The sequence below is a fragment of the Clostridioides sp. GD02367 genome (assembly GCF_045900275.1).
In the GTDB taxonomy this organism is placed as follows: Bacteria; Bacillota; Clostridia; order Peptostreptococcales; family Peptostreptococcaceae; genus Clostridioides; species Clostridioides difficile_A.
Map to the genome: position 1 here is coordinate 166,740 of NZ_JBJODK010000001.1, position 22,112 is coordinate 188,851.

Consider the following 22,112-nt stretch of genomic DNA (forward strand, 5'->3'; position numbering starts at 1 on the left):
CGATTAACTCCTTTGTTTATAAATTGTATATACATTTCTTCCCTTCTTTTTAGATTGGTATAAAGCTAAGTCAGCTTTTTTAATAAGAGTTAATTCATCACAACCATGCACATGCATCTCATTATATATCCCAAAAGATAAAGTAAGTTGTTTGGAATTTTTACTTTTTAAATGTACAATGTTTTTGTCTTTCAGTTCTTTTTGAACTGACTTAACAAATGTAATAATTTCATCATCACTTCTATCTACAAATATGCATGTGAATTCATCTCCTCCATATCGTGCAGTAAAAGCATTGTCTGGCAAGTTCTTCTTTAATAAATTAGCAACTTCTTTTATTACCTCATCGCCTTTTGAATGACCATAGTAGTCATTATATTCTTTAAAAAAATCTATATCAACCATAACATATCCAATAGATAAAGTCCCATCATCTTGGATTAATTTACTGATAACTTTACTGCTGTATCTTCGATTATAAATTTTTGTAAGTTCATCTATATCTGCTACTACTTGTAAACTAGCTTGCTTTTTCAACATGAGATTCTGTTCTTTTTCTGTTTCATATAGAGAAATAAGGCTTTTAAAGCTTTCTCTTGTTGATATTTTACTTGCCATTTCCCCTTTTAATATAGTCTCGTAAAAAGTTTCATAAAGTTCATCAGTTTCATGACCAAATAAAATTGCATATTGGACATGTAATTCTTGAATCTTTATCATTATATCCTGATCTGCATTTTTATACAGTGTATCTAATTGTTTTAAACACCATGCTGCATTTTCTTCTCTCTTCAACAAAAGTAAAAATTCCATCAGATTTAAATAAATAGATTTCAGTAAAAACGCATCCTCTTTACTTTTAATCAACTTTTTTATCAAATTATCTATTTTATGTAATGCTTCTATTTCCTTATTTTCTAATAATAAGAGACGTATTTCCCCTTCCATAAATAACAAAGGTAAAATGCCAACTTCACATTTTACACTTAAACATTCCTCATGATATTTTCTAGCTTTATCCAATTCCCCTTGGACACAATAAAGATGTAATAGGTTGACAAGTATAGATTTATAATAAAAGACCACATTTTTCATAGGAACCTCTTTTATAACATCTAATGCTCTTGTATAGAATTGTTCTGCAACTGTATATACACCACTTGTGTAAAGTATGTCTGCAATATTGCTATAGAAAATAGCACATGATTTTTTATCTTTAATTTTATAAGCAGTTTGAATACCTTTTAAATATATAGTAAGTGCTGCTATTTCGTCACAAATAGTAATATTTCGCAAACCCTCTATTTTAAAATATTCAATTAAAACATCAAAATAGTTTTTATTCTCAGCGAGTTCTCTTGCCTTCTCTGAATGAAAATTATAAGCATCTACATCCCATTTCATTTGAAAATATTGTGCTAAATACACATGAGCTAATGCTTGTCCATAGAAACAGTTTAACTGTTCTGATATCGTCAATAATCTATCACAATCATGTTTATTAAATCTAAGACTATGTTCGAAACGGTGCTGAATTCGCTCAATTATCAATTGAATTTGTTCAAATAGTACATTATAGTTATTCATTATGCACCCCTTCCATAGAAATTATTGATTTAGAGTTATTTCTACCATTATTCTTTACAACATATAGTGCTTTGTCCACTTCATCAAATAAATTAAGTAAATCCACTTTAGTTGAAACGGTCTTATTTCCATAGCCAATTGACAATGTTATTATTTTTGAACATCGTGAATGTATATGTTCAATATTTTTTTCTTTTATTGCTTCTTTTATTTGATTCACATATTCATCCATTTGTTCAAAGTTCAAATCCCAACTAAGGCAGATAAATTCGTCACCACCATAGCGAAAGATTGCCATTTGTTCATTTGCCTTCTCTTTTAAGGTACTAGCTACTTGTTTTAATATTTCATCTCCTGCTAAATGCCCATAATAATCATTGTATTCTTTAAAGTAATCAATATCAAATATTGCAAGACCGATATTTGTATATTTATTGCTATTGATAATTTCATCTTGCTTAATATTAAAATAATAACGATTATATATATTAGTCAATTCATCATAATTTACAAGGTCATACAATTCTTTTAATACTTTTTTTGATTGATTATACTTAGTATAGGTATCATTTAATTCAATTTTTGCAACTAAACCTTCGATTTTTAATAGATTTACTTGAGCCTGTGCTTTTAAATATAAATCGTAGTACTCACGATAATGGTAATATAGTTCTTGTTTTGTCTCAAACCTCTGTGAGTACTGAATATTCAACTTACACAACTTCAATAAAGGCTCTGGCTCATCTTCTTTTATTAGCTCTCGTAAGGCTTGTAACAATTCACTTGATTTGATTTGATTTTTAATATGTATCATTGATTCCAATGCATTCATCAAAAACTCTATGATATAAATTCGATTTGGAAAAGTCATAATTCCATCATTGAACATTTCCTGTAAATAATATAAACTCTTTTCTTCATCCTTTATCTCTGAATAATAAAGCAAATATGCATAATCAACATATAATTTTAAATCTTTATCTTCAAAGGGAAGTGAACTCAATTCTTCAATAGTTGATTTCATAAATTCAAGTTTACCTAATTTTAAATATACATTAATGAAATTAATTAATAGTATTCTCAGAAAGCGCGGTTTTGTATTTGGCAAAGAACGTAATACTTCCATCGCTTTATCTAAATAAAGCAATGCTTCATCATATAGTTCATAGTCCAAATAATAAGCACTAATATTTCCATAATTCATACCAATTCGGTATTTGATATCTAATTTTTCAGAAACATCCAGAGCTTTTAAAGTGTATTTAAATGCAGATTGTTTATCATATGAATTTGAAAAAAGTAAACTATATAATGAATAAAACTTTTCTAATAACTCACTTGGATTCTTTTCATTGATATACTCTTGTGCGTACTCCAATTCTTTTGATACACATTTCATATTTGATTCTACATAGAAATAATAATCGGCACGCCATATATATCCAAAAGCCACACTTTGCCAATCTTTACTTTCTTTTGCAAGCGAAATCAGTTTATCACAAAGCCCACAAACAACATCATCGTTTACATTAATGTTTTCATGTATTTTTCTCTTTAATTCCTCAATTTCACACAAAGTATAGTTTTCAATCATGACATTACTCCAAATTCATTTTTTATAACATTATAACACGCAAGTATAGCTTTCCACAATGAGATATCAATTTGTGTCTCATAAGTATTAAGCAGATATATGATTATCTCTTGTAGTAATTAATATACCTTTTTTGCCTTAGATATCAATAACTTATAGATTCTTATAAGAACTGTATTGGTATAATAATTATTTTAGTTTATAATTATAGTACCATGTGTTTATAATACCTTTATTTGCCACAATTATAATCTAGTTTTGCTTTTTTACAGAGCAAGTATCACATAAATTAAAAGTAATCAATAAGCATGTTTTTATTTTTTGTACAAATTTTATACAAAAAAAGGAGATGATTCAAATTTTATTTTGAGGCATCCCCTTATAGTAATTATATATTATTAGGTTTTATGTTATAGGCTTTATAAGTTGTGGGTTATATAAATCAATATACTTAATCTTCAAAATACCCTTCTGGATATAATGGGAACTTAGATATAAGCTCCTGAGCTTCCTCTTTACAATCATCTAATACTTCTTTATTATCAATATTTTCTGCTACCTTATTCATTATTCCTGCTATCTGTATAACTTCTTTCTCTTTAAGGCCTCTTTGAGATATTGATGTAAGACCTATACGAACACCACTAGTTACAAATGGTGACTGTGGGTCATCAGGAATAACATTTTTATTAACTGTTATTCCTACATATTCAAGAGCTTTTTCAAATTGTTTTCCTGTAAGATTTTTGCTTCTTAAATCAACCATAACTATATGGTTATCAGTTCCTCCACTTACAATGCTAAAACCATGTGAAATAAGTTCAGATGCTAATGTTTGAGCATTTACTACCACTTGTTCCATTATTTGTTTAAATTTATCTGTACTCAAGTATAATAGCGAAAAGGCTTTCGCTGCAACTGTATTAAGATGTATAGAACCTAATGTTCCTGGGAAAACACCTTTATCAAGTTTCTTTGCATGTTCAGCTTTGCAAAGTACAATACCACTTCTTGGTCCACAGAAAGTTTTTGTTGTAGATGAAGAAACAAAATCTGCATAAGGTACAGGGCTAGGAATTACTTTTGCAGCTACCAATCCTGCAACATGTGCCATATCTACCATAAAGTAAGCCCCTACTTCTTTTGCAACCTTTGATATTCTTTCATAGTCTATTAATCTTGGATATGAACTTGCTCCTGCAATTATCAGCTTTGGTTTACATCCTTTTGCCTTTGCTTCAAGAGCATCATAATCTATACGTCCAGTACTTGGGTCTACTCCATAAAACTCATATTTATAAATATCATGTAAAAAGTTAACTGTACTACCATGTGTTAAGTGTCCACCTTGGTCAAGACGCATACTTAAAACAGTATCATTTGGTTTTAATATTGATGAATATACACAATAATTGGCTGTAGAGCCTGAATATGGCTGTACATTTACATGTTCTGCTCCAAATACTTCTTTTGCACGTTTGATTGCTAGAGTTTCAAGTTTATCTGCTTCTTCAGAACCTGCTTGAAAACGAGCACCTGGATAACCTTCTTCAGTTTTATTTGTAAATACACATCCACTTAATTCAAGTACTTCTGTTGGTGCTGTGCTTTCAGAAGCTATCATTTCAATATTATGCTCTTGTCTAACTAATTCCCCAGCCACAATGTTATATAGCTCTGGGTCTGAAATTTTTGTTGTTTTTAACATAATAACACCCCTTCTTAATTAAAGAATATATTTTATTGGTTTAATCTTTATTAATAAATTTATTATAAATGTCTATAAAATGTAAGATATTCCTCCACCAGGTCCTAACGGTATGCCAATACCCATGAATAGCAATAATATTATTATTTCTATTAATGTAAATACTACTGAGTATGGAATCATATTCGATATGACAGTACCTATACCTATATCCTTGTCATATTTTCTAGCAAAAGCTAATATAACTGGGAAATATGGGAAAAGTGGACTTATTGGATTTGTTGAAGCATCTCCAATACGATAAGCTATTTGAGTTAATGCTGGGTTGAAATCTAGTAGCATAAACATTGGAACAAATATAGGTGCTAAAATAGCCCATTTTGCAGAAGCACTTCCTACAAATAAATTGATAAATCCGGATAACAATATAAATCCTATTATCAATCCATAACTAGGTATCCCCGATTCTGCCAGTAATTTTGCTCCTGTGATTGATAAAATTGTTCCTAAGTTACTAAGATTAAATAGATTAATAAACTGGGATGCTATAAATGCTAGGACTATATATCCACCCATATCACTCATGCTACTACCCATCATAGATACTAATTCTTTGTCGTTTTTTATCTTCTTACTTACTTTTCCATATACTAATCCTGGAGTTAAAAATATGATAGTGATTATAGGAACTATGCCTTTCATTAAAGGTGCATTACTGGATAGTATAGAACCTGTCTCTGGATCTTTCATAAATGCATTGTCACCTATACATAAAACAACTATCACTACTACTACTACTAACAATGACAATAAAGCGTATTTTATACCCTTATTTTCAAGTTCACTCAATTCTTGTATATCCTTATTATTTGTTAAATCATTATATTTTGAAAAACGAGGAGCTATAAATTTCTCAGTTACAAATGCTCCTGCGAAAGTTAAAACTATTGCTGATATAAAAGCAAAATAAAGGTTCATCGCTGGATTGCCTTGGTAAGATGGATCCATCATCTGAGCTGCGGGTATTGTAAATCCAGCTAGCAATACATCTGTGGTACTAAGCATAACATTTGCTGCAAATCCTCCTGCAACACCTGCAAAAGCTGCAAACATACCTACAAGAGGATGTCTTCCAATTCCTAAAAACACAAGTGCTGCAAGTGGTGGTAATATTATAAATCCTACATCTGCTGCTGTATGTGATAACATACCTGCAAATACAATTGCTACAGTTACAAGTTTTTGTGGAACTTTACTTATCCCCTTTTTCATTAACACTTCCATAAATCCGGATTTCTCAGCAACACCTGCTCCAAGCATTGTAACCAATACTAATCCTAATGGAGCAAATGACTGGAAATTTGTAACTATACTACCTAAATAGGATTGAATCTGCTCTTTCTCTAATAGATTTACTACCTTTACAACTTCTTTTGTAGAAGGATGTATTTCTTCTACTCCTAAATTAGATATAACTGCTGACAATATTAAAACAATTATGCATAGTAATAAAAATATGGTTACTGGGTCTGGAAGTTTATTTCCTGCTCTCTCTACAACATTTAATGCTCTCATCAATAATCCACTATCTTTGTTTTTTTCCTGTGAATTAATTTTCCTCAAACTAATCACCCCCATAAACTTTATCTCCAGAAACACTCTAGCTTAAATTTTATTTTTTAAATTTATCCATATAATTTATAACAGACTGACATAGTACATTTGTACCTACTAATATAGAATTTTTATCAGCTTTAAATTTAGGATTATGCCACTGATACATACAACCTTGTTCTTTGTTGCCTACTCCTAACCAGTAAAAAAATCCTGGTGCTTTTTCCATAAATATAGAGAAATCTTCTCCTCCTGTAGAAGGTATTGGATCAACTATGGCATCTTCTGAATACAAATCACACACAGACTTACAAGCTATTGTGTACATCTCTTTACTGTTTATAACAGCTGGTAGGTCAAATAAATAATCTAACTTTGCAGTTGCTTGATATCCACGAGCTATCTCACAAACTATATTTTCCAAATTTTCAGATATTTTCTTTCGTACTTCATTACTAAAACTTCTACATGTACCTGTCATATCTACCTTTTCTGAAATTACATTATTTGCAGTTCCTCCATTTATAGTACCTATTGATATAACAGCTGGTTCTAATGGACTTATATTTCTACTTATTATGGTTTGAATACCCATTATAATTGCACTTGATGCTACTATAGGATCTATTGTTCTATTTGGTATACCTCCATGACCTCCAAAACCATTTACTTCTATCCTAATGGTATCTACTGCTGCCATTAATCCACCTAACTTAACACCCACTTTTCCACAAGGTATATCTGGGTGATTATGAAGACCAAATATAGCATCAACTTTTGGATTTTCCATTACTCCTCGTTCAACCAGCATCTTAGCACCTTTATTAACTTCTTCTGCTGGTTGAAATATAAACTTTACATTTCCATGGAGACTATCTTTAATGTGAGACAATACATATGCACATCCTACAAGGCAAGATGTATGTATATCATGTCCACATGCATGCATTATACCATCATATTTTGATTTGTATCCAATATCAACCTCTTCATATATTGGTAAAGCATCAATATCTCCTCTTAATGCTACTGTAGGACCATCGTATTTTCCTTTTAATAATCCTACTACTCCTGTCTCCATTCCTAGGTCTAATATCTCTATACCTAAACTTACTAATAAATCTTTTATAGCTTTTGTAGTCCTAAATTCTTTAAAACTTAATTCGGGGTGCATATGAATATCTGTAAAAAAATCTAAAATATCTTCTTTATACTTTTCTGAGATTAAAATAAGTTCATGCATACTAACACCTCTCCAAAATTTTATTTTTTAATTTTTTTGCTAATTTAACTACAAATTATATAAGTTACTAATATTCATAAAGATATTTTTTATAAATTTAATTTAACTTTGTTTATATTTACATTTTACTACATTATTTAAATTAAATATATTATCATATCTTGCAATTTATTTAACTATTTTGACTTTTTAAATTTAGATTATATAAAAATTTCTTTAACTAGAAACTATTCATTAGTGCCTCTATTCCTGACTTTGTGTTGATTTTTCTCTACATGTGACTGCTTTATATACCATACAAACTAAAATCAAAAGTCCCATATAACCTGTATATGGATATAAAATATTTACAAGTTTACCAAATGGTAAAAAACCACCTATACAAGCCAAAATAGCTATTACTGTTGTTACAAGTTTAAATTTAGGGTGTTCATCTTCAACTATTCTATTAGTTACAGACCATAAAAGTGGAACAGCTGTTGTATAAATACCTAATATAAGTGCAACTGAGAAAAGCACACCTACAATAGGGGATATATTATCTGCTAAATAAAGTGATGGTATTTCTTTCATATATAGATTTCCTATATCTGAAATCATAGCTAAATACATAACAATTCCAGCAGTCATAAATACTACTCCACCTAATAGACCTCCCCAGAAAGCATCCTTTTTACTTTCAATAGAAGCCCCCATACCTGTTAAAAAAACAATCATTACAATAATATTTAATGTATTATATATTACACCTGAAACTATTGGACTTCCTGATGCTTTTGTAACTTCAATATTCTTCATAGCTTCTCCAACCATAGATAACCCATCGAAATGTTTGAATAAGCTTATTAACCCAACAGCAATTGTAAATACTGCTATTACTGGTCCAATACGACCAAGTATACCTACTAATTTTTCTAGACCCATAGATACTGTAATTAATGTAGCTACTGCCATTAAAACTCTTCCCAAATAAGGATTTATGCCATAGTATTCAGTTAAAGTTGAACCTGCACCTGAAATCATTACTATAAGAATTCCAAATAAAAATATTGGGCTAAACCATTCATAAAATTTTCCTAAAATTTTTCCACAATAAAAAGTGTAAATTCTAGTTGGTTCCTTAAGTTTTAATTCTCTACCTCTAGTTATAACTTCAGCACCAAGAAATGAAAATAATACCATTGATATTAATGCTCCAACTAGACCCATATACCCTTGAGAGGCAAAAAATTGGAGTATTTCTTGACCTGTTGCAAATCCAGAACCAATTGCCGTTGCTAAATAAGCTCCTGCAATACAGATAATATTTTTCACATTCATTTTGTCTGACATATTAAATTACCTCCATTATAAAGTTACCTTCTTCAACAAATATAAATCCTTAGTAAATTAAATGAAAATTCTGTCTTTTTGGGACAGTATTTGATTTACTTTCTTATTTTATATATCTTTTTTTTTATTTATATATATTTTTTTATATAAATAGGTATAGCTTTTATAAGGTTTAATATTATTAAATATGTTTAAAGCGCTTTAATTTTTACTATAATTAAAGTATACTTATTCAGACACTCTCAAACAATTATCTATATTGACTTTTTATTTATCAATTTCAATTTTTAGTATTTAATTTATAGACCTTTGGAGTCATTCCTTTTTCTATCTTAAAATTTTTATAGAAATTATTTAGACTATTATAACCAACCATTTCTGCAATCTCATTTATACTTTTTGTAGTATTTTCAAGTAACTCAATTGACTTCTCTATTCTTATATGATTTAGATATGATATAAAAGTTGTATTCAAATTACTTTTAAAAATCCTAGATATATTAGATGGATTAGTTAAAAATAACTTAGCACAATCATTTAGTTTTAAATCCTTACTATAATTTAAATTTATATACTCTAGTATCTCATTTAATAAATTATTATTAGTATATTGATAGCCAATAATATTTTCTATAGTCTTATTAAACTCGTCCATGTCTAATGGTTTAAGAAGTATATCTTTCACATTTAATCTCAAGGCTTTTTGCGCATATTCAAAATAATCAAAAGCAGTTATTACCACAAAGTTTATTTTTTTAGATAGGTGAGATGTTTTTTCTATTACTTCTAACCCATTATATATGGGCATCTGAATATCTATAAACACTATGTCTGGCTCTAAATCAATTATTTTATCTACTGCTTCATCACCAGATGTTGCTTTACCAACAATCTTTATCGGCATATCTTTCATTTCTATAAAATGTGTTATTATTTTTAAAACAGCTTCTTCATCATCTATTATTAGTGCTCTTCTCATGAGAATTCCTCCCTTTTAGCTTAATAATATAAAAAAGTAAGATATATAAAACAACATAAAAACATCTAATATATTTCTTAACATTTATAAAACTCATTAACTTTAAACAAGCTCTATTCATATTCCTTACAATTTTCAATAGGAATTTTAATCATTATGTAAGTACCCTCTTTATCACTTGACTTTATGTCCATATCAAAATCATTTCCATAAGCATATGTAAACTTCGTATATATTAAAGACAATCCATGACCATTATTACTACGAATACCTGCCTTTATTTTTTCTATACTATTTTCCTCTAAAATAGTTCCATTATTATGAATTTCCATAATCGCATACTCAGAATCTACTCTTGCAATTATTTCTACTCTTTTTTCCGTATCAATATCTCTAAACCCATGTGTAAAAGCATTTTCTACAATAGGTTGAATAAAGTTAAAAGGTACAGAAAGACTGTATAGCTTCTTAGGAATAAGATAATTTACTTTAAGTGCATCTCCATAGCGTAATTTCTGTAAGTTTAAATAATTTTTAATATATAATATTTCCGACTCTAATTCTACAAAGCGTAAATCAGACTTCATTGTATATCTAAACATTTTAGATAAATCTATTATTGCACTATATAAATCATAACTACCATCATCAAGTGCTATACTTGCCATTGAATTTAGGGTATTAAATAAAAAATGATGATTTATCCTTAGGTTAGTAACCATATCTTGAGCTACTTTTAAATTCATTTCCAGTTGCTCTCCATAATGATATGTTCTTGCAATAGTATTCTCCTTTTCTTGCAAATCCTTTCTTATGTCATTGAATGAACAAAAATTTATTATGTTTTTAGATATTTGTTTTAAGAGACGTTTTATACTTCTAGCAGCACCTTCTGGTATATCATATAAATTACTATGTGTTGTATCTAAGTTTAAATCAGATAATAATACATATCCACCCCTTATGACGCCTATACTATTGTTTTTATACAGTATTGGGATGTTATATATTGTTATCCCATGCTTACATACAAATTGGTTACTACTTTTTCGATTCATACAATCACAATTTTGAGGAAATTTCATAGGATTACATTTTTCAAAGCAAAATAAAGGAAAGTAAGGATTTTTTAAAACTATATTCCATGAATCATCATATATAATCAATGGAATTTTAAATGGGTCTATAAATTGACCACGAATTGATTCTATTGCTGCATATAAGTTTAAAGTACTTTCGCTATAATTTATCAAAGTTTTCTTTAGATATTTATTAGGATTAATATCTATGACTTCACTCTCTCCCGCATCATTTACATTATTTGAAACAATAAGTTCTTTTATTGGTCTATCGCCTGTATTTATAGTTTCATGTGTACTACCAGATTCTATATAAAAAATCATCCCTTGATAAAATGGCTTCCATACTCCATTTATGATATACAAACCTTCCCCCTCTAAAATATATATCATCTGTTCTTGACCATAATGAACATGATTAAAGTGTTTTTTACCTTGCATAGTTACTGCAATATATATATTCATAGCTTGTTTAGGATTATTTTCATCATAAGTATGTTTCCATTCAATATATCCCCACTCTGTCTTTTGAATTTTCATAAAAGATTCCTTTCTACTTGTAAATTATTTATCTTTCAGTAAATTTAATAAATAAAAAAATGTACATACTCTTTCATATGATAGCTCACTATATCAATATTCATTAGTTTGTACACTTTTTTATATTTATTATTATTTTTTAATTTCTTCTAGTTTATTGTATTATTTAAAAGTACATAATTTACTCTTATTTAATAATAGAAACTCCCATATATGGTCTTAAAACATCAGGAACAACTACAGAACCATCCTCTTGTTGATAATTTTCTAATATAGCTGCAACACTTCTTCCAATAGCTAATCCAGAGCCATTTAATGTATGTGCATATTCAGCTTTAGAATCTTTATCTCTTTTAAATCTTATCCCTGCTCTTCTAGCTTGGAAATCTTCACAGTTTGAACAAGATGAAATCTCAACATATCTATTATAACTTGGCATCCAAACTTCTACATCATATTTAAAAGAAGCTGTAAATCCTAAATCACCTGTACATATCTTTACTACTCTATATGGTAATTTCAATAATTGTAACATATTCTCAGCATTGTTAGTAAGCTTTTCTAACTCATTATAAGATTCTTCTGGTGCTACTATTTTGACCATTTCTACTTTGTTAAATTGATGTTGTCTTACCAATCCTCTTGTATCTCTTCCAGCAGAACCAGCTTCTGACCTAAAACATGGAGTATAAGCCGTATAATTTATTGGTAATTGTTCAAATTTAAGTATTTCATTCGCATGTATGTTGGTCAAAGGAACTTCTGATGTCGGAATTAAAAAATAGTCCAATCCCTCTATTTTAAACATATCTTCTTCAAACTTAGGTAGTTGACCTGTACCTAGAAAACTATTTCTATTTGCCATAAATGGTGGAATAACCTCTGTATATCCATTTACTGTTGTATTTGTGTCTAAATAAAAATTTAATAAGGCTCTTTCTAACCTAGCTCCTAATCCTCTATAAAGAGTAAATCTTGAACCTGTTATTTTACCTGCTGTTTCGAAGTCAAGTATACCTAGTTCTGTTCCAATTTCCCAATGTGCTTTAGATTTAAAGTCAAAATTAGTAGTATCTCCCCAAGTTCTTACTTCAACATTATCTTCATCAGTTTCACCTTGTGGAACTTCTGGATGGGGTACATTTGGTATTCTCATTAACAAATATTCCATCTTATCTTCTACTTCCTTGAGCTTTTGGTCTATAACTTTAATCTTATCAGATAACTCTTTTAACTTAGCCTTTTCATTTTCTACATCTTTACCTTCTTTTATAAGATTTGGCATATTTTTAGATGCTGTATTTAATTCATTTTTCATGACTTCAACTTCTTGAAGAATTTTTCTTCTTTCATCATCTAACTTAACTACTTCATCAAGACTAAAGGCTTTCTCACCCCTTCTTTCCATAGCTTTTTTTATACAATCTAAATTTTCTCTTATTCTTTTTATATCAAGCATTTTTTCCTCCTCAGTACTTAAGATTGGACATTCTCTCTTAATCTCAAATAATTTTGATAATATATTTTCTGTCTGAGGTTAAGAAATATTTTTTATTTCATTTATTTAGTTATATTTTACTCACTTTTTTATATATTGTCAAATTATATTTAATTAAATTAATATAATTTAATTTTTGATTACTATCTCTATAATTAACTTCATTATAATTATATCGATTTTGCTAATCAATTATCTATTTTGACTTTTTCTTTATCAATCTTATGTAATTATTCGCTTTCATATAAATTTTTTTACCTTATGATATAATTCTTTATAAATCATTTATTTTAATAGGAGGATTTAAATGAACAATTCAAATATAGGTAAGAAATTGACTTTATGTAGAAAAAAACAGAATCTCAGTATAAAAGACTTGTCTAAATTAATTAAAGTTACACCTTCATTAATAAGCCAAATAGAAAAAGGAAGTGTAAATCCATCCATAAGTTTTTTAAAATCAATTTCAAATGCTTTAAATGTACCATTAGTCAATTTTTTTATTCCTTCTATAGATAATCTGGAGCTAATTGTTAGAAATAATCAAAGGAGAATATTAATTCTGCCAGACTCAAAAGATATTTTATATGAAATGTTATCAAGCAATCCATTTAATGAATTTGAGTTTGCAATTATGAACTTAGCTCCTAAATCTTATTGTAAAGAAAAAAATGGACATGATGGAGATGAAGTAGCATATGTTCTTAAAGGAAGTGTTCAACTTAACTTGGAAGATGATGTATTCCAACTAAACGAAGGGGATAGTGTCAAAATTCCATTTGGCATGAGACATAAATGGGGAAATCCTAATGAAATTGAAAGTAAAGTAATATACATAATCGTTTCATAGACTATTATCTACTTAATTATCTCACATACTACATAGATAACTCAATAAATTCATATTTATTTAAGAAGGTAGAATTAATAAGATTATACTGATAAATCTTCAACTTAATAAATTGTTGATTTAACTACAATCTTATTTAGTTCTACCTATTTATTAATTAAGTCTATTTTTATATGGTAACAATCTCACACAATTTACATCTATTTTAAAGAATATAATACTTCTCCTTCTCTTATAGTCTTTAATACTTTAATATCTTTTATTTTCATAGGGTCGATTGTAAGTGGGTTTTCATCTATTATTATCAAATTAGCTAATTTACCTTCTTTAATTGAACCTTTTTTATCTTCTTCAAAATATTGATATGCTGCATTTATAGTAACACCCTTTAAAGCTTCTAATGGACTTATCTTTTCATTTTTTCCTATTTGCACACCTCTTTTAGTAATTCTATTAACAGCACACCATACTGTTTCAAACATATTAGGAGCTATTACTGGTGTATCCTGATGTAGAGTGTAAGTTAAACCTTTTTCTATAGTTGTCTTAAGTGGGCTAATCTTAAATGCTCTATCTTCTCCAAGGTTTTTGATATGAATATCACCCCAATAGTATGTGTGAGCCACAAAGTATGAAGGTATCATACTTATTTTCTTCATATCATCGATTTGGTCTTCTCTTACTGTTTGAGCATGTATCATAACTGGTCTTGCATCATTTTTATTATTTTTTTCTTCTAAGTTTAAAACTTTTTCAAATGAATCTATCAACTGGTCTGCTGCTGCATCTCCATTACAATGAGTTAAAAGTTGCATTTTTTCTTTTAGTGAAGTATTTATAAATTCCTCTACTTCTTCATTTTTATATATAGGATATCCACAATAATCATCATCTGAATTTTCATATGGTCTGGTTAACCAAGCTGTCTTACCTTGTGGAGAACCATCTAAAAATATCTTATATCCACCTATTTTAAATCTATCTGTATATTTCTTTACAAAATCTCTATTTGCATCTGCTATAGACTTACTTTTTTTCAAATCCACATATCCTACAATATCCATCTTTAATTTCTTTTTACCTGCCATTGCTTTTAAAAGATTAAACTGATTCTCTGCCATTAAACCTTCTTGAGCTGTTGTAATACCATAACTTAGATATATGTCCTGTGCTTTTTCAATTGATTTAAAAATCTCATCTGGTGATGGTTGTTTTATTTTAGATGATACATTAAAAAATGCATTTTCCTCTAAGTATCCGTTTGGTTCTTTACTTCCTTCTACTCTACCAATATGTCCACCTTCAGGGTCCTGTGTTTCATGAGTAACACCAAGTTGCTTTAATCCTAGAGTGTTTGCAACTCCCATGTGACCAGAAGCATGTGAAATTAGTATTGGATTTTCTGAAGAGGCACTATCAAGTACATCTTTATCTGGATGCCTATTTTCTTCTAAGAAATTATTATCATATGAAAATCCAATTATCCATTCACCTTTTTTTATGTTATTTTTCTCTTTGAAATCCTGTATTTTTTTTACTATATCTTTAAAGCTAGTTGCATCTTCTAAAGGAATTAATTTTAGCGTAGTAGCAAAAGCTATCAAATGGCTATGTGAATCAATAAAAGAAGGCATCAATGTCTTACCTTTTAAATCTATAATTTCTGTATCTTTATTTTTTAAAGCAAGTATTTCTTCTTTTATCCCTATCTTTTTTATTATTTTATCTTTTATAAGAATAGCATCTCCACATATTGAATCTTCCATTGTGATGATATTTCCATTGTAATAAATTTTTTCTTTCATAAAATTCTCCTTAGACTGTCTATTTTTATAAATTTTCTTTATTGTTTTCTTTTTAATTATATTATATTGTATTAAATTTGTTTCTTTAGACTTTATTCATTCAAAATTTTTGTTTTTAATTATTGTTCGCTAAGAAGTAAATACTATTCATTATAAATAAGACTATTTAATAGTCTTTATACTATTAAAAATGTCTTATAAAATAGTGAGATTGAATATTTAAACTTGATATTTTTACATAATTGTAATTTTTCAAATCATGATGTATCATTTTAAGTATACAGTTGCATCATTATTCAGAATATAAATACTCTACTTATAAAATATTATTTGATGTAATCTGTTCAAAGTAACTAATTTAAATATTTTTAGGAGGTTTTTTATGAACAAAGAAAATAAAAATGTAAGAATAGCTGTTGTTCAGGCATCACCAATCATAATGGACTTAGAAAAAACAGTTGAAAAAGCATTGGGATTAATTAAAGAAGCTGGTAAAAAAGGGGCAAATATTGTAGTTTTTCCAGAAGCATTCATACCTGCATATCCAAGAGGTCTTTCATTTGGATTTGTTGTTGGAAGTAGAACGATGGAAGGTAGAGAAGATTGGAAAAGATACTATGATAATTCTGTGCCAGTTCCTAGCGCTACAACAGATTTATTAGGAAAAGCAGCTCAAGAAGCAGGAGTATACTTATCAATGGGTATAACAGAAAGAGATGGTAATGATATAAACTGTACTCTTTATTGCACAAACTTATTTTTCTCTCCAGAAGGTAAACTTATTGGTAAACACAGAAAACTTAAACCTACAGGAACAGAAAGATGTATTTGGGGCGAAGGAGATGGAAGTACTCTTACAGTAGTTGATACTCCATATGGAAAAATGGGGGGCTTGATTTGTTGGGAAAACTATATGCCATTAGCTAGAACAGCTCTTTATGCTAAAGGAGTAAAACTTTATATAGCTCCTACTGCAGACTCAAGAGAAGAATGGCAATCAACTATGAAACATATTGCTCTAGAAGGAAGATGTTATGTTATTGGATGTAATCAATATGTTGAAAAAAATATGTATCCAACTGACCTTAATTACTATAAAGAATTAGATGTAGAGCCAGAAATTATGTGTCCAGGAGGAAGCTGTATAGTTGACCCTTTTGGAAAATATGTAGCAGGGCCTATTTTCAATAAAGAAGAAATGTTAATAGCTGATTTAGACCTAGAAAAGATAGTTCTTAGTAGATTAGATTTTGACTCAGAAGGTCATTATTCAAGACCTGATGTGTTTGAATTAATTGTTCATGAATAATCCTTTACATAAAAATCAAAATGAGATACTCCTAAATAACTTTAAGGTATCTCATTTTTTCTTAATATTCTAAAATTATATTTATAAATTTAATTTGGCTATCTACATTTTTTCTAAATCAACTACTGTTCTTCCTACATGCTTTCCTGCCATTATTAAATCTATACTATTATTTAATTCCTCTAATGATACTACATTTACCATATCGTCTAAATCATCTAATTTCCATTCATTAGATAATAAATCCCATATCTTTAATCTTACATTCATTGGGCATTCTACAGAATCTATACCATATAAAGTAACTCCCTTTAAGATAAATGGATACACTGAACTTGTAAACTCAATTCCACCTGCATTACCACAAGTTGTCACTGCTCCACAATAATTAGTTGTCTTTATTGCTGTTGATAAAGTATTACCTCCTACTGTATCTATTACTCCAGCCCATCTTGGTCTAAGTAGAGGTCTACCTGAGTTATCATCCACTTCTGACCTATGTATAACATCTTTAACACCTAAATTTAATAATACATCTTTCTGTTCTTCTAATTTTCCTGTTGAAACTACAACTGAATAACCTAATTTAATCAATATTTTAGCTGCAATTACTGCAACTCCTCCAGTACCACCAGTAACTAATACATCTCCCATATCTTTATCTACAGAGTTTATAAATTTATATACAGATAAAGCTGCTGTAAATCCTGCTGTACCATAATCCATTGCTTCTTTCAATGAAAGGTCTTTTGGAAGCCTCACTACCCAGCTAGAAGGAACTCTTATATATTCTGAAAAACCACCAGAAGTATTCATACCTAAATCATAACCTGTTACTAAAACTTCATCTCCAACCTTAAAATCATCACAACTACTATATTCTACTATCCCAGATGCGTCAATTCCTGGTGTGTGTGGATATTTTCTAGTAACACCTTTATTTCCATTTGCAGAAAGTGCATCTTTGTAATTTAGAGAAGAAAATTTTACCTTTATTATAACTTCTCCTTCTGGTAATGAATCTATTTCTCTTTCAATTATATTTCTCTTAAAACCGCCTTCTTCTTCTGTAATATATAATGATTTAAATTTTTTATTCATAAATTTCCTCCCAATACAATTAGTTTTATGTTAAACTAATTATAGTTTATAAATAGTTTTATGTCAAACTAATTTAAATAAATTAAGGATTGGAGATTAATTTATGGAAGATAAATATATTATACATTTCATAAGTAAAACAAAGGCTAATATGGTTAAATTCATTGAAAATAAACTTAGTCAAAATGGTCTAGATGAATTAATACCTACTCATGGAAATATTTTAACTGCACTTTATGAAAACAATGGAATACTTACAATGAAGGAAATTGCAACTAAAATAGGAAAGGATAAGTCCACTGTCACAGTGTTGGTTAATAAACTCATAAATCTAGGATATATAGAAAGACAAAAATGTGCCAATGACAAGCGTATTACATATATAAAACTTACAAAAAAGGCATTACTTATAGAGGATACTTTTGACTGTATCTCAACACAAGTAAAAGACACTGCATACCATAATATTACAGAAAATGAAAAACAAGAATTTCTTAGAATTTTAAAAAAAATCAATGACAATTTTAAAAATGCTGACTAAACTTAGCATAATTATATCTTCTATTGGAATAATAAATAAAAAGAATTAAATATTGTAAAAATTTATTGTGATAGAGAGGTAGAATATGAATTTAAAAGATAGTAAAACTAAAGAAAATTTATTAAGAGCTTTCGCAGGAGAGAGTCAAGCTAGAAATAGATACAATATTTCTGCATCTGTAGCAAAAAAAGAAGGGTTGTATATAATAGAATCTTTATTTAATTATACTGCTGACCAAGAAAAATCACATGCAAAACAATTTTTTACTAAATTAAAAGAATTTTCTGGTGAAAACATAAGTATATCAGGAGCATATCCTGTAGATTTATACGACAAAACAGCACAACATCTTAAAGCTGCACAACATAATGAGCTTCAAGAATGGGATGATGTATATAAGAATTTTGGTAAAATAGCACGTGAAGAAGGATTTGAAGCTATAGCTAAATTATTTGAAAACATAGCTGAAATAGAAAAAGTTCATGGTGATAGATTTGGTAGATATGCTACTGACTTAGAAGAAGGTACTTTATTCAGAAGAAATGAAGATATTCAATGGATATGTACAAATTGTGGACATATACATGTTGGTAAAGAAGCACCAAAGGCTTGTCCTGTATGTCTTCATCCACAAGGATATTTCTTAGATTTTAAAAACTCATTATTTGAATAGACTAAGAGAATCATTGTATTTAAATAATCTATGATATTTATAGCAAACATTTTTATAAATACCATATTGTCTTGATAACAATAAAATGAACCATAAACATTACTATAGATATAAAATATACTTTGAACATTTATAGTAATCCTTTATGGTTCATTTTATTATTCCTTCAAAACTATAATACATCGTCTAAATTTATATGAGATAATTAGATAGGATAACCTACTATGATAATCTTATACTAATATCATTTATTTCTTTCATCAAATCGATTTCAATAATTTTAACTACATCTTTTTCAAACCTTACTTTTTTATAATCTAAACATCCCACTACAAATGGAACTCCAAACTTTCTAAATAAATAAATTTTACCACTTTCATTGTATATTGCTGTAAAATTTTCTTCTATTATGTTCACTATTAATTTTAATTCTTCAAAGGTTATCGTTGATTTAACTAAAAATTTCTCTATTATATTCAATATAAGTAGTTCTTTTTTACCTATATTCTGTTCTTTCTTATATAAGTTTTGAAATATTTCTTTTGTGTAATTACATATGACTTCTTTACTGAGAATAAAATCAATATCAAACTCTTTATTAGTATCTTTTTTCATAAACATATTTGCAATATCATCAAGAGAAGTCTCTTCTTTCATAGATAATATTAGTTCTATTCTCTCTAGTATTTTATCTCTTGGAAAGAAAGTCTCTTGACCTGTAAAAGCTGATTTTTTTATAAACCATTCCTCTGGTATAATATTCTTTCTCTTCCATCTATATAATTGCCCATAAGATATATTAGTTTTGCTCAGTAAATCTTTCTTAGATATTAATTCTTCCATAGTTTCTCTAGCCCACCTTTATACTGTTTTTTACAGTAGAATTATCTGAAACTGATAAATTATCACTGTATTCAATATTTCCAACATCACAATTATCTACTAAAGATATATTTTTCCCACGTATATCTTTTATTGATGCATCCTCTAATTCAATAGTATCTCCCTCTATCAAATCACATTTAAATTTTCCAGAAAAAATATTGATAATCTTAATCAATTGAAAAGCATTTTTACTTCTTCCTATTTGTATATTAGTTGCACCTATCTCCTTACAATAAGAGCCTCCTCCTGAATAAACATATATATTTTCTCCATTTAAAAGACCATCACATTTTATAGCTCCATATACCTTTATATCTTCACATTCTATATTTGCTTTATTTCTCATTTCACCATATATTTTTATATCTTGTGCATACATATTTTCATTTACACTTAATTGTCCTTTTATTGTAACATTATTACATTTCAGTTTACCATCAACTTTCTGTTGAGCAGTTATAACCAAGTCATCTATTTCTGCATCTCCATCTATACTAAGTTGACCATTCACCCTTACACGTTCAGCTTTAAGATTACCTCTTATAACAGTTTTTCCATTTACAACAAAGTTTTTTATATTTATATCACCTTCAAACTTTGAATCTCCAAACACTTTTACTTCATCACTTGTTATATTTCCTTTTGATTTAGCACTTCCCATAATTTTTATGCTTTCATATTCCCCGCTACTTATAAATCCTTCTCCAAGTATTTTTATAGACCCTTTTTCCATATTATTACCTCATTTTAAATTTTATTTTTAAAACCATTTATTACTTATCTTTCTTTAAGTTTACTGTCTCATTTATATTCTTTATTTCAGCAACTATTGAATCTTCATCAATCTCTATACTTTCACTGTACTCCAAACTTTCTATATAGCAACCTTTACCTACTTTAATATTTTTGCCTCTTACAACCTTGATTTCACTATTTTCTAAGCTTATTTCATCTGCCTCTATAATATTTGCAAATAACTTACTTTCTGTATATGTTCTAATTGATAATAGACCTAAATCTATTAAATTTGAAGATATTTTTTCAAAGTTTATAGGCTTTTTCTCCAACATACGAAACTTTTTACAATAGTCTCCATGACCTTTTTTTATATTTATCCTACTTGCTCCAACTTCATTAAAATTAGAAATTCCATTCAAACTAATATTAATTTCTTCACAATTTAAAAATCCGTTACAATTTAAAATTCCACTTAAATTGATATTTTCACAATCTATATTCTTATTGGCCTTTAAATATCCTTTTCCATGAATAATATCCGACTTTATATTTCCTTCGACATTAATAATTCCGCCCGTATCAATTTCAATAGAATTAATATCTCCTGTACATCTAAGAAGTCCAGATATCTCCACTTTTGATGCCAATATATTTCCTTCTACTTTACTTAGACCTGATGTAAAAAATTCATTACATTCTGTTGTTCCAAGCACTTTTGCTGAACCAGAAGAATCAAATTTACTACATTTTATATTTCCTTCTATTTTTCCTGTTCCTGCTACATTAACACTATCAAAAATTCCACCTTTACACTTTCCAACTCCATTAAAGTTTAGTGAACTTAATCCTTCATTCATAATGATATCCTTTCCTTAATGTATTTTATCCTTGAAACTAATATAACAAAACATTGTTACGTTGTCAAGTATAATAATTATGTTCAGTAAAACAACCTTCATTTAAGTTCTATTTTAATTTATATAAATAATAAAAAAATAATAGGGAAAACACTCTATTCAAACTATAAATCTAAATT

18 protein-coding genes are annotated in these 22,112 nt (G+C 28.3%); 4 read left to right on the forward strand and 14 right to left on the reverse strand.

The genetic code is table 11. From position 1 onward, the window contains the following. Positions 1-3: 3 nt before the first annotated feature. The 9 genes from Q3223_RS00650 to serS all read right to left on the reverse strand — a co-directional run bounded on the left by Q3223_RS00650 (position 4) and on the right by serS (position 13,135). Positions 4-1,587, reverse strand: a complete 1,584-nt coding sequence (locus tag Q3223_RS00650) for a diguanylate cyclase (RefSeq protein ID WP_284182310.1) — start codon at positions 1,585-1,587, stop codon at positions 4-6. Continuing rightward, a complete protein-coding gene (locus Q3223_RS00655; protein WP_223152625.1) occupies positions 1,580-3,181 on the reverse strand; it encodes a GGDEF domain-containing protein in 1,602 nt (533 codons plus the stop codon). The genes Q3223_RS00650 and Q3223_RS00655 overlap by 8 nt, the downstream gene beginning before the upstream one ends. 451 nt (positions 3,182-3,632) lie before the next feature. Then, the gene (gene glyA / locus Q3223_RS00660) at positions 3,633-4,889 is read right to left on the reverse strand and encodes a serine hydroxymethyltransferase (RefSeq protein ID WP_231301506.1); all 1,257 of its coding nucleotides are present in this window, start codon (positions 4,887-4,889) and stop codon (positions 3,633-3,635) included. A gap of 72 nt (positions 4,890-4,961) precedes the next feature. Next, positions 4,962-6,464, reverse strand: coding sequence for an AbgT family transporter (locus tag Q3223_RS00665; protein ID WP_054277422.1), 1,503 nt, complete (start codon positions 6,462-6,464; stop codon positions 4,962-4,964). Between the two features lie 97 nt (positions 6,465-6,561). Continuing rightward, positions 6,562-7,746, reverse strand: coding sequence for a M20 family metallopeptidase (locus Q3223_RS00670; RefSeq protein ID WP_219672868.1), 1,185 nt, complete (start codon positions 7,744-7,746; stop codon positions 6,562-6,564). Between the two features lie 243 nt (positions 7,747-7,989). Continuing rightward, positions 7,990-9,078: a hypothetical protein gene (locus Q3223_RS00675; protein WP_054271417.1), complete on the reverse strand. Its 1,089-nt coding sequence runs from the start codon at positions 9,076-9,078 to the stop codon at positions 7,990-7,992. Between the two features lie 280 nt (positions 9,079-9,358). Next, positions 9,359-10,057 carry a response regulator gene (locus tag Q3223_RS00680; protein WP_074180128.1) on the reverse strand — a complete coding sequence of 233 codons (699 nt, stop codon included), beginning with the start codon at positions 10,055-10,057 and terminating at the stop codon, positions 9,359-9,361. A 113-nt stretch (positions 10,058-10,170) separates the two neighbouring features. After that, complete coding sequence (locus Q3223_RS00685; protein ID WP_284182312.1) at positions 10,171-11,676, reverse strand: histidine kinase; 1,506 nt, start codon at positions 11,674-11,676, stop codon at positions 10,171-10,173. Positions 11,677-11,863: 187 nt separating this feature from the next. Continuing rightward, positions 11,864-13,135 carry a serine--tRNA ligase gene (gene serS, locus Q3223_RS00690; RefSeq protein ID WP_054277424.1) on the reverse strand — a complete coding sequence of 424 codons (1,272 nt, stop codon included), beginning with the start codon at positions 13,133-13,135 and terminating at the stop codon, positions 11,864-11,866. A 346-nt stretch (positions 13,136-13,481) separates the two neighbouring features. Between serS and Q3223_RS00695 the strand changes: the two genes are divergently transcribed. Beyond that, positions 13,482-14,024 (forward strand): helix-turn-helix domain-containing protein, encoded by a 543-nt coding sequence (locus tag Q3223_RS00695; protein WP_054277425.1) that lies wholly within the window; start codon positions 13,482-13,484, stop codon positions 14,022-14,024. Positions 14,025-14,224: 200 nt separating this feature from the next. Here the strand turns inward: Q3223_RS00695 and Q3223_RS00700 are convergent, their stop codons facing one another. Further along, positions 14,225-15,829 carry an amidohydrolase gene (locus Q3223_RS00700; protein WP_284182313.1) on the reverse strand — a complete coding sequence of 535 codons (1,605 nt, stop codon included), beginning with the start codon at positions 15,827-15,829 and terminating at the stop codon, positions 14,225-14,227. A gap of 382 nt (positions 15,830-16,211) precedes the next feature. On the opposite strand from Q3223_RS00700, the gene Q3223_RS00705 reads away from it, so the two are divergent. Further along, positions 16,212-17,138 carry a carbon-nitrogen hydrolase family protein gene (locus Q3223_RS00705; RefSeq protein ID WP_054271424.1) on the forward strand — a complete coding sequence of 309 codons (927 nt, stop codon included), beginning with the start codon at positions 16,212-16,214 and terminating at the stop codon, positions 17,136-17,138. A gap of 102 nt (positions 17,139-17,240) precedes the next feature. Here Q3223_RS00705 and Q3223_RS00710 read toward each other — a convergent pair whose 3' ends face one another. Then, positions 17,241-18,239, reverse strand: coding sequence for a YhdH/YhfP family quinone oxidoreductase (locus Q3223_RS00710; protein WP_284182314.1), 999 nt, complete (start codon positions 18,237-18,239; stop codon positions 17,241-17,243). A gap of 103 nt (positions 18,240-18,342) precedes the next feature. Here Q3223_RS00710 and Q3223_RS00715 point away from each other — a divergent pair, with 103 nt between their 5' ends. Next, complete coding sequence (locus Q3223_RS00715; protein ID WP_054271426.1) at positions 18,343-18,780, forward strand: MarR family winged helix-turn-helix transcriptional regulator; 438 nt, start codon at positions 18,343-18,345, stop codon at positions 18,778-18,780. Positions 18,781-18,865: 85 nt separating this feature from the next. Next, positions 18,866-19,453: a rubrerythrin gene (gene rbr, locus Q3223_RS00720; RefSeq protein ID WP_231301510.1), complete on the forward strand. Its 588-nt coding sequence runs from the start codon at positions 18,866-18,868 to the stop codon at positions 19,451-19,453. A gap of 222 nt (positions 19,454-19,675) precedes the next feature. On the opposite strand, the gene Q3223_RS00725 is transcribed toward rbr, so the two are convergent. The 3 genes from Q3223_RS00725 to Q3223_RS00735 are packed head-to-tail and all read right to left on the reverse strand — an operon-like array spanning position 19,676 to position 21,933. Next, positions 19,676-20,296, reverse strand: a complete 621-nt coding sequence (locus Q3223_RS00725; protein ID WP_407811453.1) for a YhbD family protein — start codon at positions 20,294-20,296, stop codon at positions 19,676-19,678. Positions 20,297-20,303: 7 nt separating this feature from the next. After that, positions 20,304-21,071: a polymer-forming cytoskeletal protein gene (locus Q3223_RS00730; RefSeq protein WP_054271429.1), complete on the reverse strand. Its 768-nt coding sequence runs from the start codon at positions 21,069-21,071 to the stop codon at positions 20,304-20,306. Positions 21,072-21,111: 40 nt separating this feature from the next. Next, positions 21,112-21,933, reverse strand: coding sequence for a polymer-forming cytoskeletal protein (locus Q3223_RS00735; protein WP_284182315.1), 822 nt, complete (start codon positions 21,931-21,933; stop codon positions 21,112-21,114). Positions 21,934-22,112: the final 179 nt, after the last annotated feature.